We start from the raw sequence: 14,589 nt of genomic DNA, 5'->3' as shown, positions 1-14,589 counted from the left end.
CGGGCGGAACGGGTGAGTGGATGGACGGCGGGGCGCGCGGGCCCGAGGACGTGAGAAGCGGTCAGGCGGCGTCGGAGCCCCTGGGCGGCGCCGGTCCCTCGGCCCGCGCGGCGGTCCCGGGCGGCGCGGAACTCTCGGCCCGCGACCGCGCGGTGCTGGACATCGCGGGCCGCACCTTCACCGGCCCCGGCCCCCGGGAGCGGGCCGTCCGCGAACGGCTCGGCATCTCGCCCACCGCCTACTTCCAGCTGCTGAACGCCCTCCTGGACGACCCCCGCGCCCTCGCCCACGCCCCCGGCACGGTCAACCGCCTCCGCCGCGAGCGGGACCGGCTGCGCGACGAGCGCTGAGCCCCACGGCTACGGGCGCGGCGCCGGACGGGGTCGGCGGGCCGCCGGGCGGCCCCGCGCCCGCGGGCGGTTGGGGGACGGCTGCCGGGCGGGCGGGACGGCCGCGCGCGGGAGGTTGGGGGACGGCTGCCGGGCGGGCGGGACGGCCGCGCGCGGGAGGTTGGGTGGGGGCTCGCGTTCGTCTCGCGTTCGTGACGAAGCCGGACCACCTGCCGGCGGGACGCCGCCCGCGGGAGGGCGGGCCGCTTCCTCGGCCCGGGGCGGCGGGTGCCACCGCGGCGCCGCAAGGGGGCTGGTGAGGGGCGCGACCGGGGTGGTGCGCCCGGGTCCGCGGTGCTCACCGGTGTGCGACCGTACGCCGGGTGTGCGCCCGCCCCGCCCGGGTAGGGTCGGGTCCATGGCCTCCGCCGACATCCTCACGCCCCACACGCCCGAGGGAAAGGAAGGTCTCGCGGCCCTGCTCGCGCGGCCCGAACGAGCCGTGGTCGCCCTCGACTTCGACGGCACCCTGGCGCCCATCGTGCCCGATCCCGAGCGGGCCAGGGCCCATCCCGGCGCGGTCCCCGCGCTCGTCCGCCTCGCCCCGCACCTGGCCGCGGTCGCCGTCGTCACCGGCCGCCCGGCGGGCGTCGCGGTCCGCTACGGCGGCTTCGCGGGCGTACCCGGCCTGGAGCACCTCGTCGTCCTCGGCCACTACGGCGCGGAGCGCTGGGACGCCCACACCGGCGCCGTCCGCGCCCCGGGCGCCCACCCCGGCGTCACCGCGGTCCGCGCCGAACTCCCCGGCTTCCTCGACCGCAACGGCGCCTGGCGCGGCACCTGGATCGAGGACAAGGGCGGCCGGGCGGTCGCCGTCCACACCCGCCGCGCCGAGGACCCCGACGCCGCCTTCGAGGCCCTGCGCAAACCGCTGGCCGAACTCGCCGACGCCCACGGCCTCATGGTCGAGCCCGGCCGCTACGTCCTCGAACTGCGCCCGCCGGGCGTCGACAAGGGCGTCGCGCTGGCCGCCTACCTCCGCGAGACCGACGCCGAGTCCGTCCTCTACGCCGGCGACGACCTCGGCGACCTCGCCGCCTTCTCCGCCGTCGCCGCCCTCCGCGCCCAGGGCCACCCCGGCCTCCTCGTCGCCAGCGCGGCCACGCCCGCCGAAACCCCCCAGCCGCTCCTCGACCAGTCCGACCTCGTCGTCCCCGGCCCCGAGGGCGTCGTCTCCCTCCTCACCGCCCTGGCCGACGCCCTCTCCTGAGCCGAGCGCCCGGCGGTCAGCCGCCCAGGGCCCGCAGCTGGTCCAGGAACCAGCGGGAGGGCGGGAGGGCGGTGGAGGCGTCCGCGAGGCGTTTGGTGCGGGCGGTGCGGTCGGCGGCGGGGAGGGTGAGGGCGGTGTGCAGGGCGGCGGCGGTGGCGCGGATGTCGTACGGGTTGACGGTGATCGCGTCCGTGCCGAGCTCCTCGTGGGCGCCGGCCTCGCGGGACAGGACCAGGGCGACGCCGTTGTCGGAGACGACCGGGACCTCCTTGGCGACCAGGTTCATGCCGTCCCGGATGGGGTTGACCAGGGCCACGTCGGCGAGCCGGTAGGCGGCCAGCGAACGGGGGAAGTCGTCGTCGACCTTCAGCAGGACCGGGGTCCAGGAGTCCGTGCCGTACTCCGCGTTGATCTCCCCGGCCAGCCGGGACACCTCGGCGGTGTACGCGCGGTAGAGCGGCAGGTCCTGCCGCGAGGGGTACGCGAAGGCCACGTGCACGACCTGCTCGCGCCACCGTGGGTGCTCGTTTAGCAGCTGCCGGTACGCCAGCAGGCCGCGGACGATGTTCTTGGAGAGCTCGGTACGGTCCACCCGCACGATCAGCCTGCGGTCCGGGCCGGCCTCGGCCCGCAGCGCCTCGATCCGGGCGTCGACGTCCGGCCGGTGTGCCCGCTCCCGCAGGAAGTCGCCGTCTGCCCCGAGCCCGTGCACGCCCAACCGGGTGGTACGCCCCCGCCAGGTCACCTCCAGCCCGTCGGCGGACAGCGTCGCGCCCAGCACGGCCACGCAGCAGGCGGCGAACGCGTCGGCCCAGCGCCGGGTCAGGAAGGCCGCCCGGTCCGCGCCGAGGATGCCGGCGAGCAGCTCCTCGGCCACGTCGTCCGGCAGCAGCCGGAAGTAGTCCGGCGGCGCCCACGGCGTGTGCGTGAAGTGGCCGATCCGCAGGTCGGGGCGCCGCTCGCGGAGCAGCGCGGGAACCAGCGACAGGTGGTAGTCCTGCACCAGGACCGCGGCGCCCTCGGCCGCCTCCTGCGCGAGCGCGTCCGCGAAGGCCGCGTTGTACGCCTGGAAGGAGGCCCACTGGCCGCGGAAGTCCTCGTCGAAGACCGGCTCCAGCGGGGTCTGGTACAGCAGGTGGTGGACGAACCACAGCACCGAGTTCGCGATCCCGTTGTACGCGGCCTCGAACACCGGCGGGTCGACCGCGATCATCCGCGAGCCGTCCTCGCCGACACCCCGCCGTACGGCCTCCCGGTCCGCCTCCGACAGCGCCGCGCACACCCACACCGCGCCCGCCTCCGGCCCGATGGCGCTCAGCCCCGACACCAGCCCGCCGCCGCCGCGCCTGCTGCTCAGCGTCCCGTCCTCACCGAGCCGGTACGAGACCGGCCCCCGGTTGGAGGCGACCAGAATCGGGGCGGCGTGACGCGTCTCGACCATGCGGCGAGCCTAGCCAGCGGCGTGCGGTCTCAAACGTCCCCCCGCCGCCCCGCCCCTCCCCGGCCGCCCCGCCCAGCCCCTTGCGGCCCATCCCGCGACCACCGGGCAGCGGCGGGTTTGCCGCGCAGTTCCCGGCGCCCCTGGGGGCAGCCCCTTGCGGCTGGCTCTTGCCCGTCGGCCGGTGGCCGTGGGTTCGGCCGCAAGGGGCTGCCCAGAGCGACCGGCCGCAATCTCCTCCCGGGGGGGTGGACGCGGTTCCTTAGGGGCGCGGGGAACCCCGCGACCGGCCCACCACCGGCCGGTGGCCGAGAGGCAGCCGCAAGGGGCCGGGCGGAGCGGCCAAGAAGGGGCGCGGGGAACTGCGCGGACAACCCGCCACCGGCCCGCGGCCGCGGGATGGGCCGAAAGGGGTCGGGCGGGCCGCTCGGGCGCGGCTCGTCGCGGCGCGGCGCGAAGGGGGCGCCCCCCGGGGCGAAGGGGGCCGCCGGGCGGGCGCCCCCCCGGGGTCAGGCGGCCCGCCGGGCCCGGTATTCGCGGACCTCCACCATCGGCGGCCTCTCCTCCGTGTCCACCGCGTGCGTCCGCGCCACGAACCCCTCCTCCACCCGGTCGAACTGCGTCAGCCTCGGCCGCACCAGGTGGCCCCGGGCAAGCCGCAGCTGCGCCGTGCGGTAGATGGCCGCCGCCATCCGGCCCAGCGCCTGGCCGTCCTGGTGCCGGTGGTGGCGTACGCCCACGTCCACCTGGGCCAGCGCGTCCAGCCCGACCAGCCCGAGCGCGTCGACCAGCATGCCCAGCTCCACCCCGTAGCCGACGGGGAACGGCAGCCGTTCCAGCAGCGAGCGCCGCGCCGCGTACTCGCCGCCGAGCGGCTGGACGAAGCCGGCCAGCCGCGGCCAGTGCAGGTTCAGCAGCGGGCGGGCGACCAGCTCGGTGACCCGGCCGCCGCCGGCCGGCACGGCCGCGTCACCGGTCTCCAGCGGGCGGTCGTACATCGCCTTGACCAGCCGCACGGCGGGCTCGGTGAGCAGCGGCCCGACCACGCCGGAGACGAACCGGGAGTCGAACTCCCGCAGGTCTGCGTCCACGAAGCAGACGATCTCCCCCTCGGTGACCAGCAGTGACCGCCACAGCACCTCGCCCTTGCCGGGCACCGTCGGCAGCCGGGGCAGCACCGAGTCCCGCAGTACCACCCGCGCGCCGGCCGCCGAGGCGACCTGGACCGTACGGTCGTGGGAGCCGGAGTCGACCACCACCAGGTCGTCGACCAGCGGCACCTGCGGCGTCATGAGGTCGCGGCGGATCGTCTCGACGATGTCGCCGACGGTGGCCTCCTCGTTCAGCGCGGGCAGCACCACGCTGATCGTGCCGCGCTCGCCCGCCGCCCGTTTCGCCGCCAGCAGCAGGTCCAGTGGCCGGTCGTCGGCCGACCACGACCGGCGTGCCAGCCAGTGCTCCACCTCGTCGATCACGTGCGCTCTCCTTGCTGGTGGTCTGCTGGTGGTCTGCTGGCGGGCGGGCTGCCAAGGATCCGCCCAAGGATCCGCCCAAGGATCAGTCAAGGTCCGCCGGGAACCCGCCGGGAACCGGCGGCGGCCCGGCAGCCGCCGCCCCCCGGCCGCGTCTCCGGGCCGCGACCCCCGCCGCTACCCCGGCCACGGTGCCGGTGACAGCGCCGGTCACGGCCCCGCCGCGGGCCTCCGCGGCGCGGCCGTGGCGCGGCCGGTGTGATCCATTCGACCCGTCTCGCGGTACGGACGGAGCGGTCCGAACGGACACTTCTCCGTTACAGTCTTGAGCAACACGTACGTGCCCCGCACCTCGGGGTCGTGCCGTGCGGCACCGCTCCCGAGCGGGGGCGGCACCGCTGGACAAACGCCCGGACCACCGTGTCCGGTGCCATACCGCTCATCCAGAGGGGCAGAGGGAACGGCCCGTTGAAGCCCCGGCAACCCTCCCGCCGACCGCGAGGTCACACGGTGGGGAAGGTGCCAATTCCGTCTCGTGGCGACGTACGCCACGGGGAAGATGAGGAGAAAGGGCCTCGCCATCATGGCTGCGCAGACCGTCGCCAGTACCCACGACACTCCCTTCGGCGCCGCGTTCGGACCGGCTGCCGCGCTGTCCTGCCGCGAGTGCGGCACCCGCTTCCCGCTCAGCCCGATCTTCGCCTGTCAGGAGTGTTTCGGGCCGCTCGAAGTGGCATACGATCTTCCGCTCGGCGACCCCGAGGACCTGCGCCGCCGGATCGAGGCCGGCCCGACCAGCATCTGGCGGTACGCGCCGCTGCTGCCGGTGCCCGCCGACATCGCCGACGACGCCGCCCGGCCGAACATCAACCCGGGCTGGACCAAGCTGGTCAAGACCGACAACCTCGCCCGCGAGCTGGGCATCACCGGCGGCCTGTACGTCAAGGACGACTCCGGCAACCCGACGCACTCCTTCAAGGACCGGGTCGTCGCCATCGCCCTGGAGGCGGCCCGCACCTTCGGCCTGACCACCCTGTCCTGCTCGTCCACCGGCAACCTTGCCGGTGCGGTCGGCGCCGCCGCGGCCCGCTCGGGCCTGCGCAGCTGCGTCTTCATCCCGCACGACCTGGAGGCCGGCAAGGTCGTCATGGCCGCGGTCTACGGCGGTGAACTGGTCGGTATCGAGGGCTCGTACGACGATGTGAACCGCTTCTGCTCGGAGCTGATCGGCGACCCGATCGGCGAGGGCTGGGGCTTCGTCAACGTCAACCTGCGCCCGTACTACGGCGAGGGCTCCAAGACCCTGGCCTACGAGATCGCCGAGCAGCTCGGCTGGCGGCTGCCGGACAACCTGGTCATCCCGATCGCCTCCGGCTCCCAGCTCACCAAGATCGACAAGGGCCTGCAGGAGCTGATCAAGCTCGGCCTGGTCCCGGACAAGCCGTACCGGATCTACGGTGCCCAGGCCGCGGGCTGCTCGCCGGTGTCGGCGGCGTACAAGGCCGGGCACGACGTGGTGCGGCCGGTGAAGCCGGACACCATCGCCAAGTCGCTGGCGATCGGCAACCCCGCCGACGGGCCGTACGTCCTGGACATCACCCGGCGTACCGGCGGCGCGGTCGAGGACGTGGACGACGAGGAGATCGTGGCCGCGATCAAACTGCTCGCGCGGACCGAGGGGATCTTCGGGGAGACCGCCGGCGGGGTGACCGTGGGTGTCCTCAAGAAGCTGATCGAGACCGGGCAGCTCGACCCGGCCGCCGAGACCGTCGTACTCAACACCGGCGACGGACTGAAGACTCTGGACGCGGTGGCGCCGACCACCGGACCCACCGCGACCATCCGCCCGACTGTTGCCGCTTTCCGAGAGGCTGGCCTCGCATGACTGCTTCTGTTCGCATCCCGACGATTCTCCGTACCTACACCGGCGGCCAGGCCGAAGTGCCGGCCGAGGGGACGACGCTGGCCGAGGTCATCGAGTCGCTGGAGAAGAACCACACGGGTATTTCGGCGCGGGTTCTGGACGACGCCGGAAAGCTCCGTCGCTTTGTGAACGTTTATGTGAACGACGACGACGTGCGTTTTTCCGAGGGACTGGAGACGGCGGTTCCGGACGGCGCCAGCGTCTCGATCATTCCGGCGGTCGCCGGCGGCTGAGCCGGAACGCGGCCGGAACCGGACCCGGTTCCTGCGTTACCTTCCGGTTACTTGCGTTCTCTTGCGTCCCCCGGGCCCCGCTCACTCCACGTGGTGGGCGGGGCCCGGCGCTGCCGGGACCGGTGCGGAGCGGTAGTTGAAAGGTTGTACAGTTGCCGGTGGCAAGTGGGCCGCCGGCATGTGGCGTGCCGCGACGATTTATCGCCAAATTAACCCGCGAAATGCCCTCGTTAGACTGGTATGTCCGGTCCGAGATGCCCCGCATTATCATTTTTTTCTGGGTTATTTCCGATGAGTCAGACCCAGAATTCTCGTCCAATTGACCTGTTGCACTGGGCATCCGGGCAGATACATTCAGCCGCGGTCGACGCGTTCCGGCGCACGCCTCCCAGGGCTCCCACCTGTCCACGGTAAGGGTCGCTCCGGCGGGTGAGGTCTGACCCGGGCCCGCGGAGTGCGGGGCCGCGATAGGGCCAGTAATAGGGGAGTTAGGAATGGCTCAGGGCACCGTCAAGTGGTTCAACGCGGAGAAGGGCTACGGCTTCATCGCGGTCGACGGTGGTGCGGATGTCTTCGTCCACTACAGCGCGATCCAGATGGACGGCTACCGCACCCTCGAAGAAGGCCAGCGAGTCGAGTTCGAGATCTCGCAGGGTCAGAAGGGGCCGCAGGCGGACATGGTCCGGCTGGCAGGCTGACATCCCGGCGCGTTCGACCGTCGACGCGACGTACTCACCGGCTTCTCACGCGTGAAGGGTCCGCACCTGGTTGGGGTGCGGGCCCTTCACGCGTCCGCGTTCCCGGAGGGTCGCCGGGGAGCCTCCGGGATCCGCCAAGGGGCTCCCGGAGCCTCTCCGGGACGTCCCTGAGGTGTCCGCCGGGACCCGCCGGGTTCGGCCGGCCGGGGCGCCGCCGGGCCCCGTCCGCGGGCGCTCCCGGAGGCATCGCGGGACCGCGAAGCTTGCACTCGCAGGGGGAGAGTGCTAATCATTGGCATTGGCACTCTCCTGGTGAGAGTGACAACTTGGACCGGGTCGGTGAGGCCCGTCCGGCCGTCGGGAAGGAACCGGCGACCGGCTGGCCGTCCGTCGCGGGCGCCACGCGGTCCGATCCACCGCCCCCCGCCTCGGTGGGGGAACCCCCAGTCCGCGGAGGACACTTCACCATGGCTAAGATCATCGCGTTCGACGAGGAGGCGCGGCGCGGACTCGAGCGCGGGATGAACCAGCTCGCCGACGCCGTCAAGGTCACCCTCGGCCCCAAGGGCCGGAACGTCGTCCTCGAGAAGAAGTGGGGCGCCCCCACGATCACCAACGATGGTGTTTCCATCGCCAAGGAGATCGAGCTCGAGGACCCTTACGAGAAGATCGGCGCCGAGCTGGTCAAGGAAGTCGCGAAGAAGACCGACGACGTCGCCGGTGACGGCACGACGACCGCGACCGTACTGGCCCAGGCCCTGGTCAAGGAGGGTCTGCGCAACGTAGCCGCCGGCGCCAACCCGATGGCTCTCAAGCGCGGCATCGAGAAGGCCGTCGAGGCCGTCTCCGCCGCCCTGCTGGAGCAGGCCAAGGACGTGGAGACCAAGGAGCAGATCGCCTCCACCGCCTCCATCTCCGCCGCTGACACCCAGATCGGCGAGCTGATCGCCGAGGCCATGGACAAGGTCGGCAAGGAAGGCGTCATCACGGTCGAGGAGTCGCAGACCTTCGGCCTGGAGCTCGAGCTCACCGAGGGCATGCGCTTCGACAAGGGCTTCATCTCCGCCTACTTCGCCACCGACCTGGAGCGTATGGAGGCGTCGCTCGACGATCCGTACATCCTGATCGTCAACTCCAAGATCTCCGCGGTGAAGGACCTGCTCCCGCTGCTGGAGAAGGTCATGCAGTCCGGCAAGCCGCTGCTGATCATCGCCGAGGACGTCGAGGGCGAGGCCCTGTCCACCCTGGTGGTCAACAAGATCCGCGGCACCTTCAAGTCCGTCGCCGTCAAGGCGCCGGGCTTCGGCGACCGCCGCAAGGCCATGCTGGGCGACATCGCCATCCTCACCGGCGGCACGGTCATCTCCGAGGAGGTCGGCCTCAAGCTGGAGAACGCGGGCCTGGACCTGCTCGGCCGCGCCCGTACGGTCACCATCACCAAGGACGAGACCACCGTCATCGACGGCTCCGGCGACTCCGACCAGGTGGCGGGCCGGGTCAACCAGATCCGCGCCGAGATCGAGAACAGCGACTCCGACTACGACCGCGAGAAGCTCCAGGAGCGCCTCGCCAAGCTGGCCGGCGGCGTGGCCGTCATCAAGGCGGGCGCGGCCACCGAGGTCGAGCTGAAGGAGCGCAAGCACCGCATCGAGGACGCGGTGCGCAACGCGAAGGCCGCCGTCGAGGAGGGCATCGTCGCCGGTGGTGGCGTCGCGCTGCTCCAGGCGACTGCCGTCTTCGAGAAGCTGGAGCTGGAGGGTGACGAGGCCACCGGTGCCTCCATCGTCAAGCTGGCGCTCGAGGCCCCGCTGAAGCAGATCGCGGTCAACGCCGGCCTTGAGGGCGGCGTCGTGGTCGAGAAGGTGCGCAACCTGACCCCGGGCCACGGTCTGAACGCCGCGACCGGTGAGTACGTCGACCTGATCGCCGCGGGCATCATCGACCCGGCCAAGGTCACCCGCTCCGCCCTGCAGAACGCGGCGTCCATCGCCGCGCTCTTCCTCACCACCGAGGCCGTCATCGCCGACAAGCCGGAGAAGGCCGCCCCGGCCGGTGCTCCGGGCGGTATGCCCGGCGGTGACATGGACTTCTGATCCCCCGGGATCCGAGGCTCCTGCGGTACGCGCGACCTGGCGCGGCCGGCACAGCACGACACAGCACAGCACGACACGCAGGCGGCGCCTCTTCCCTCCGGGGAGGGGGCGCCGCCTGCGTGCGCTGCCGGGGCGCCGCCCCGGGTCCGGCTCCGTTCCCTGCCGCGGGCGCCGCTGTGGGTGCCGCCGCGGGTGCCGCTGCGGGCACCGCCGTGGACGCGGCGCCGGTGGGCGGCGTCAAAGGGGAGGCGTCCGCCGAAAGGCGGACCGTACAGTGGTCGGCATGATCGCTGGGGGCAGTTGGGGGCGGTGGCCGGCACGGGACGCGACCGTGGTCCGTTACGGGCTGCGGGAGACCCCGGCGAGCCTGGCCGTCTCCGCGGTGTTCGTACTGGTGGGCGCCGTCGCGATCTGGGCCGCCGACTACGTGGAGCGCGAGCCGCTGCGCTGGGTGTTCATCGGGCTCGCGGTGCCGGTGGCGGTCGTGGGGCTGGTGACGATCCCGGTGACGCTGTCCGAACGGCACTACCGGTTCGTGATCGACGGCGCCGGGTGGTGGTGGTTCCACGACGGCGTGATCGCGTTCGTCCCGTGGGACTCGCTGGCCGCGGCGGGCATCTACTACACGGCCGGTTCGGCGGAGACGCCCCGGGTCGCCACGCTGGAGCTGTTCCCCCGCGGGCCCTTCGACCCCGACCAGCCCCTGCTGTGGGAGACGGTACGGGACGGCGACCCGCCGGCGCCCGGACTGCCGCGGCTGCGCTACCGGATCAAGCTGACCCGGTTGAAGGACTTCCTGTCCGAGGTGGAGGCGGCGTGCGTGCGGTGGGCGCCGCCCGAGCTGTGGTTCGGCCGGCGGGAACAACCCGAGGGCTACGTCGGCCGCCCCGACCGCGCGGGCCACCGCCGCCGCTTCCGCGAGGGCACCGCGGCGGCGCAGGAGCGGCCGGCCGGCGCCGCCGCGGGGCTGGGCGGCGGGTCGGGCGCGGGGTCGGGCGCTCCGCCGGGCGGTGCGGTGCCGGTGGATGCCCCAAGGGCCGCGGAGAGGGTGGCCGGGGTTGTGTGGGGGTCGGGCGAGGTGCCCGATGGGGCCGGTGCGGCGCTCAGCGGTGCCGTGCCGTCCGGCTATCGCGTGCCGCCCGGCGGCGCGGTGCGGTCGGGCGGCACGGCACCGTCCGGCGATGCGGCGCCGCCTCATGACGCCGTGCCGCCGGAGGCCGCCGCTCCCGGCGGCCCCACGGGGTGACGGCTGCGGGCCGGATCCCGCGACGCCGCGGGGAGACCCCGGTGACAGCCCCTACACGCTGCCCGTCGCGGCCAGTGCCTGCCGGAGGTGGCCGTCGCTGGCGGCCAGCAGCCGGTTGGCGGTGGCCGCGTCCACCTCGGCGAGCAGCACGAGGATGGCCGGCTTGACCTCGCCGTCCGTGGCGGTCAGCGCCGCCTCGATGGCGGCGTCCCCCGCTCCGGTGGCCAGCGCCACGATCCGCCGGGACCGGGCCCGCAGCTTCTCGTTGGACGCGCGGACGTCGACCATCAGGCTGCCGTACGTCTTGCCGAGCCGGATCATGGTGATGGTCGACAGCATGTTGAGCACCAGCTTCTGCGCCGTGCCGGCCTTCAACCGGGTGGAGCCGACGACCAGTTCGGGCCCCACCACGACCTCGATACCGTGCTCGGCGGCTGCCGCCAGCGGCGAGTCCGCGTTGCAGGACAGCCCTACCGTGAGCGCCCCGAGGGCCCGCGCGTGCCGGACCGCGCCGACCGCGTACGGGGTGCGGCCGGACGCCGAGATCCCCACCACGCTGTCCTCGGCGGTGAGCCGCAGCGCGTCCAGGTCCGCCGCCGCCAACTCCGCGCTGTCCTCGGCGCCTTCCACCGAGACGACCATCGCCTCCGGGCCGCCCGCGATCAGTCCCACCACCTCCCGCCCCGGCGTGGTGTTGAAGGTCGGCGGGCACTCGCTGGCGTCGAGCACACCGAGCCGCCCGGCGGTCCCGGCGCCCGCGTAGACCAGCCGGCCGCCGCGCGCCATCCGGGCGGCGATGGCCTCGATCGCCGCGGCGATCACCGGGAGTTGGGCCGCTACCGCGGTCGGCACGGTGGCGTCCTCGGCGTTCATGGTCCGGGCGATCTCCAGGGTGGAGAGCCGGTCGATCTCGGCGAGCTCGGGCCGGAACGCCTCGGTGGTCAGCGTGTCCAACTCACGGCGCAGCTCGGTGTACTGGGTCATCAGTGGCTCGTTCATCCTCTTTGCGGCGGTGCTTTCCGGGCGGTTCGTCGGTTACGGCGCCACGCGCGACCCGCGCGGGGTGTGGCGGTGCGCGAGCGCCTCGTAGGACGCGGACAGCGCCGGTGCGGCGGCCTCGTACGTACGCTGCGCGACTCCTATGAACAGGCAGTCGACCACGAGGAGTTGGCCGGTGCGGCTGGACATCGCGGCGGGCCGCAGCTCGCTCTCCCGGGAGGTGGCGGTGGTCAGCACCACGTCGGCGTACTGGGTCACCGTGCCGTCCGGGCGCCCGGTGATGGCGATGGTGGTGGCGCCGCCGTCGAAGGCGGCCCGCAGCGGGTCCACCACGTCGTGCGTGCTGCCGGAGTGGGTGATCGCCAACGCCACGTCGCCGGACCGCAGTTGTACGGCGTTGGTGACCGCGAGGTGCGGGTCGGTGTGGGCGTGCGCGATCAGGCCGATCCGCAGCAGCTTCTGCGCCAGGTCCTGGCCGACGAGGCTGGAGGCGCCGACCCCGTACACGTCGATCCGCCGGGCTCCCGACAACGCCAGGACGGCGGCTTCGAGTTGGGTCATGTCGAGTTGGGCGGCGGTGTCGGCGAGGGTCTGCTGCTCCTCGGCCGCGAGCTTGGTGACGACCTCGGCCAGCGGGTCGTCCACCGCGATGTCGGCGGTGACGGCGGGCGCCGCCCCGGTGGCCTGCTGCGCGGCGAGGGCGGCCAGCGCGAGCCGCAGGTCCCGGTAGCCGGGGTAGCCGAGCAGCCGCGCGGTCCGTACGACCGTCGCCTCGCTCGTCCCGGTCCGCACCGCGAGCGCGGTCACCGTCAGACGCGCGCAGCCGGCCGGATCCCCGGCGACCGCCTCCGCGACCCGCTGCATCGACCGGGTCATCGACGGCCCGAGCGTCCGGATCTTCGCCGCGAGAACCCCCGGATCCCGCAAAAGCCCCGCCCCCGTCCCCCCGCCGGCGGCGCCCGTCCTGCTGCTGACAGGGCTGCCTCCGGCACCCCCGGCAGCAGCGCCCGTCCTGCTGCCGATGCCGCCGCCTTCGGCACCCCCGGCCGCGCCCGCTCCCACGGCGCGACCCGCGTCGGCTCCCGGGCCCCCGCTGCCCCCCGCGCCCTGGCCGTCGCCCGCCCCGGCTCTCGGGAGCCCGGCAGCCACCGTTCCCGCCCCCGCGGTGCCGTCCGTGCCCGCTCCCGGCCCCCCGGCCGCGCCCGCTCCCGCGGCGCGACCCGCGTCGGCTCCCGGGCCCCCGCTGCCCCCCGCGCCCTGGCCGTCGCTTGCTCCGGCTCTCGGGAGCCCGGCAGCCACCGTTCCCGCCCCCGCGGTGCCGTCCGTGCCCGCTCCCGGCCCCCCGGCCGCGCCCGCTCCCGCGGCGCGACCCGCGTCGGCTCCCGGGCCCCCGCTGCCCCCCGCGCCCTGGCCGTCGCTTGCTCCGGCTCTCGGGAGCCCGGCAGCCACCGTTCCCGCCCCCGCGGTGCCGTCCGTGCCCGCTCCCGGCCCCCCGGCCGCGGCCCCCGTCCTGCCGGCGACAACCGCTCCCGCTTCCGGACCTCCGGTGGCGTCCGCCCCGTCCCCGGTGGCGTCCGCCCCGTCCCCGGTGGCGTCCGCCACCGCCTCCGGAAGCCCGCGGTCGGTCGCCGGGAAAGTTTCCTTCACCCTGTAGGTCACCCTCTGAAAGATATTTTCAGCGCCGCGTCAGCGTCAAGACCCGCCGGGTGCGGTACGCCGGTGCGCCCACCCTGCCCGGCGCCCCCCGTGCGCCCCCGCCCCGCCCCGGGGGTCCCGGGGGCTTCGCCTCCGCCAGGTCCGGGGGTCCCGGGGGCTTCGCCTCCGCCAGGTCCGGGGGTCCCGGGCGCCGCCCCGCCGCGCCCGGCCGTCAGGCCGGGAAAGCACCCACCGGTGCATATGCCCGCGCGCTTGCGACAATGGACGTATGGAAGGCCGAGCTGACAACCGTACGAACGAGGTGGCGCTGCACGACGCCCGAGCGCGGGTCCTCGCCGATCTGGACGCCCGAGGGGTCGCGGGCGCCGAGGTGGTGTCCGCGCTGGAGGAGGCGCTGAGCCGGCGGCGCTGGTGGGTCGGCCAGTGGCCGGAAGGCGCCGCGTACGTGGCCGGGCTGCTCGCGCAGGACGTGCAGGAGGCGCTGATGGAGACCCACGGCCGGTGGCCGCTGTGCGCGGCGTGCGAGGAGCCGCACGCGCTGTCCGTCGAGCCCGAGCTGGGCGCGGACCCGCACTGGGTCTGCGAGGCCCGGGGCGAGGCGGTCGCCGCCGTCGGCGAGCTGAGCGGGTGACTCCGCCATGGCCGTCTACATCGATCCGCCGACCTGGCCCGGCCACGGCCGCAACTGGTCCCACCTGATCAGCGACACTTCTTATGCCGAACTGCATGCCTTCGCCGAGCGACTCGGCGCCCCCTCCAACGCCTTCGAGCGGGACCACTACGACATCCCCGAGTCCCGCTACGCCGAGGCCGTCCGCCTCGGCGCGGTCGAGGTCGGCCCCAGGGAACTCCTCCGCCGCCTCACCGAAGCGGGCCTGCGCCGCCGCAAGCACCCCCACCCCCGCTACCGCCCCAACGTCCTCCGCCTGGTCCACGACGTCCCCCTCCCCGACTTCGACGGCGACGACGAGACCCCGTAGGGCCCTGTCGGGTGGACCGGCGCGGCGTCGCGGGCCCCGGTACGCACGCCTGCCGTGGTCCCGCCGGTCGACGGCACACCACGCCGGCTCCTTCCTCGGCCTCGCCCGCGCACCGCACCGGACCCCGCCCCTCGATCCCCGCGGAGCCCCACGCCAGGCCCCTGGAGCCGCCGTGCCCCGGCCGGCGGGCGGCACCTGAGGGCGCGGGCGCGCCGCTGCGGACGCGCACGACCACTGAGCCCCCGCCGTCC

13 protein-coding genes and 1 riboswitch are annotated in these 14,589 nt (G+C 74.2%); of the genes, 9 read left to right on the top strand and 4 right to left on the bottom strand.

Annotated elements, in window-relative coordinates; all coding sequences use genetic code 11:
* Nucleotides 1-50: 50 nt before the first annotated feature.
* Complete coding sequence (locus RLT57_RS11245; protein ID WP_311297245.1) at nucleotides 51-350, top strand: DUF3263 domain-containing protein; 300 nt, start codon at nucleotides 51-53, stop codon at nucleotides 348-350.
* 397 nt (nucleotides 351-747) lie between these two features.
* Nucleotides 748-1,599, top strand: a complete 852-nt coding sequence (otsB, locus tag RLT57_RS11240; RefSeq protein ID WP_311297244.1) for a trehalose-phosphatase — start codon at nucleotides 748-750, stop codon at nucleotides 1,597-1,599.
* A 16-nt stretch (nucleotides 1,600-1,615) separates the two neighbouring features.
* On the opposite strand, the gene RLT57_RS11235 is transcribed toward otsB, so the two are convergent.
* Nucleotides 1,616-3,040 carry an alpha,alpha-trehalose-phosphate synthase (UDP-forming) gene (locus RLT57_RS11235; RefSeq protein ID WP_311297243.1) on the bottom strand — a complete coding sequence of 475 codons (1,425 nt, stop codon included), beginning with the start codon at nucleotides 3,038-3,040 and terminating at the stop codon, nucleotides 1,616-1,618.
* Nucleotides 3,041-3,546: 506 nt separating this feature from the next.
* Nucleotides 3,547-4,512 carry a glucosyl-3-phosphoglycerate synthase gene (locus tag RLT57_RS11230; RefSeq protein WP_311297242.1) on the bottom strand — a complete coding sequence of 322 codons (966 nt, stop codon included), beginning with the start codon at nucleotides 4,510-4,512 and terminating at the stop codon, nucleotides 3,547-3,549.
* Between the two features lie 433 nt (nucleotides 4,513-4,945).
* A riboswitch (SAM riboswitch) is annotated at nucleotides 4,946-5,075 on the top strand.
* A gap of 17 nt (nucleotides 5,076-5,092) precedes the next feature.
* Between RLT57_RS11230 and thrC the strand changes: the two genes are divergently transcribed.
* From thrC to RLT57_RS11205, 5 genes are all read left to right on the top strand, one after another.
* Nucleotides 5,093-6,394, top strand: a complete 1,302-nt coding sequence (gene thrC, locus RLT57_RS11225) for a threonine synthase (protein WP_311300675.1) — start codon at nucleotides 5,093-5,095, stop codon at nucleotides 6,392-6,394.
* Nucleotides 6,391-6,666 carry a ubiquitin-like small modifier protein 1 gene (locus RLT57_RS11220; protein ID WP_311297241.1) on the top strand — a complete coding sequence of 92 codons (276 nt, stop codon included), beginning with the start codon at nucleotides 6,391-6,393 and terminating at the stop codon, nucleotides 6,664-6,666. The genes thrC and RLT57_RS11220 overlap by 4 nt, the downstream gene beginning before the upstream one ends.
* A gap of 494 nt (nucleotides 6,667-7,160) precedes the next feature.
* Nucleotides 7,161-7,364: a cold-shock protein gene (locus RLT57_RS11215; protein WP_009339379.1), complete on the top strand. Its 204-nt coding sequence runs from the start codon at nucleotides 7,161-7,163 to the stop codon at nucleotides 7,362-7,364.
* 467 nt (nucleotides 7,365-7,831) lie between these two features.
* A complete protein-coding gene (gene groL / locus RLT57_RS11210) occupies nucleotides 7,832-9,457 on the top strand; it encodes a chaperonin GroEL (protein WP_311297240.1) in 1,626 nt (541 codons plus the stop codon).
* 283 nt (nucleotides 9,458-9,740) lie between these two features.
* The gene (locus tag RLT57_RS11205; protein WP_311297239.1) at nucleotides 9,741-10,703 is read left to right on the top strand and encodes a hypothetical protein; all 963 of its coding nucleotides are present in this window, start codon (nucleotides 9,741-9,743) and stop codon (nucleotides 10,701-10,703) included.
* Between the two features lie 51 nt (nucleotides 10,704-10,754).
* On the opposite strand, the gene murQ is transcribed toward RLT57_RS11205, so the two are convergent.
* Together murQ and RLT57_RS11195 are read right to left on the bottom strand one after the other, a co-directional pair.
* The gene (gene murQ, locus RLT57_RS11200) at nucleotides 10,755-11,687 is read right to left on the bottom strand and encodes an N-acetylmuramic acid 6-phosphate etherase (protein WP_311297238.1); all 933 of its coding nucleotides are present in this window, start codon (nucleotides 11,685-11,687) and stop codon (nucleotides 10,755-10,757) included.
* A 51-nt stretch (nucleotides 11,688-11,738) separates the two neighbouring features.
* Nucleotides 11,739-12,629 carry a MurR/RpiR family transcriptional regulator gene (locus tag RLT57_RS11195; protein WP_311297237.1) on the bottom strand — a complete coding sequence of 297 codons (891 nt, stop codon included), beginning with the start codon at nucleotides 12,627-12,629 and terminating at the stop codon, nucleotides 11,739-11,741.
* Nucleotides 12,630-13,626: 997 nt separating this feature from the next.
* On the opposite strand from RLT57_RS11195, the gene RLT57_RS11190 reads away from it, so the two are divergent.
* Both RLT57_RS11190 and RLT57_RS11185 read left to right on the top strand, forming a co-directional pair.
* Complete coding sequence (locus RLT57_RS11190) at nucleotides 13,627-13,989, top strand: hypothetical protein (RefSeq protein ID WP_311297236.1); 363 nt, start codon at nucleotides 13,627-13,629, stop codon at nucleotides 13,987-13,989.
* A gap of 7 nt (nucleotides 13,990-13,996) precedes the next feature.
* Complete coding sequence (locus RLT57_RS11185) at nucleotides 13,997-14,338, top strand: DUF4031 domain-containing protein (RefSeq protein WP_311297235.1); 342 nt, start codon at nucleotides 13,997-13,999, stop codon at nucleotides 14,336-14,338.
* Nucleotides 14,339-14,589 lie beyond the last annotated feature (251 nt).

This window comes from Streptomyces sp. ITFR-21 (assembly GCF_031844685.1).
GTDB lineage: Bacteria > Actinomycetota > Actinomycetes > Streptomycetales > Streptomycetaceae > Actinacidiphila.
The sequence above is the reverse complement of the archived record's forward strand: the minus strand, read 5'-3'. Positions and strand labels throughout refer to the sequence as shown.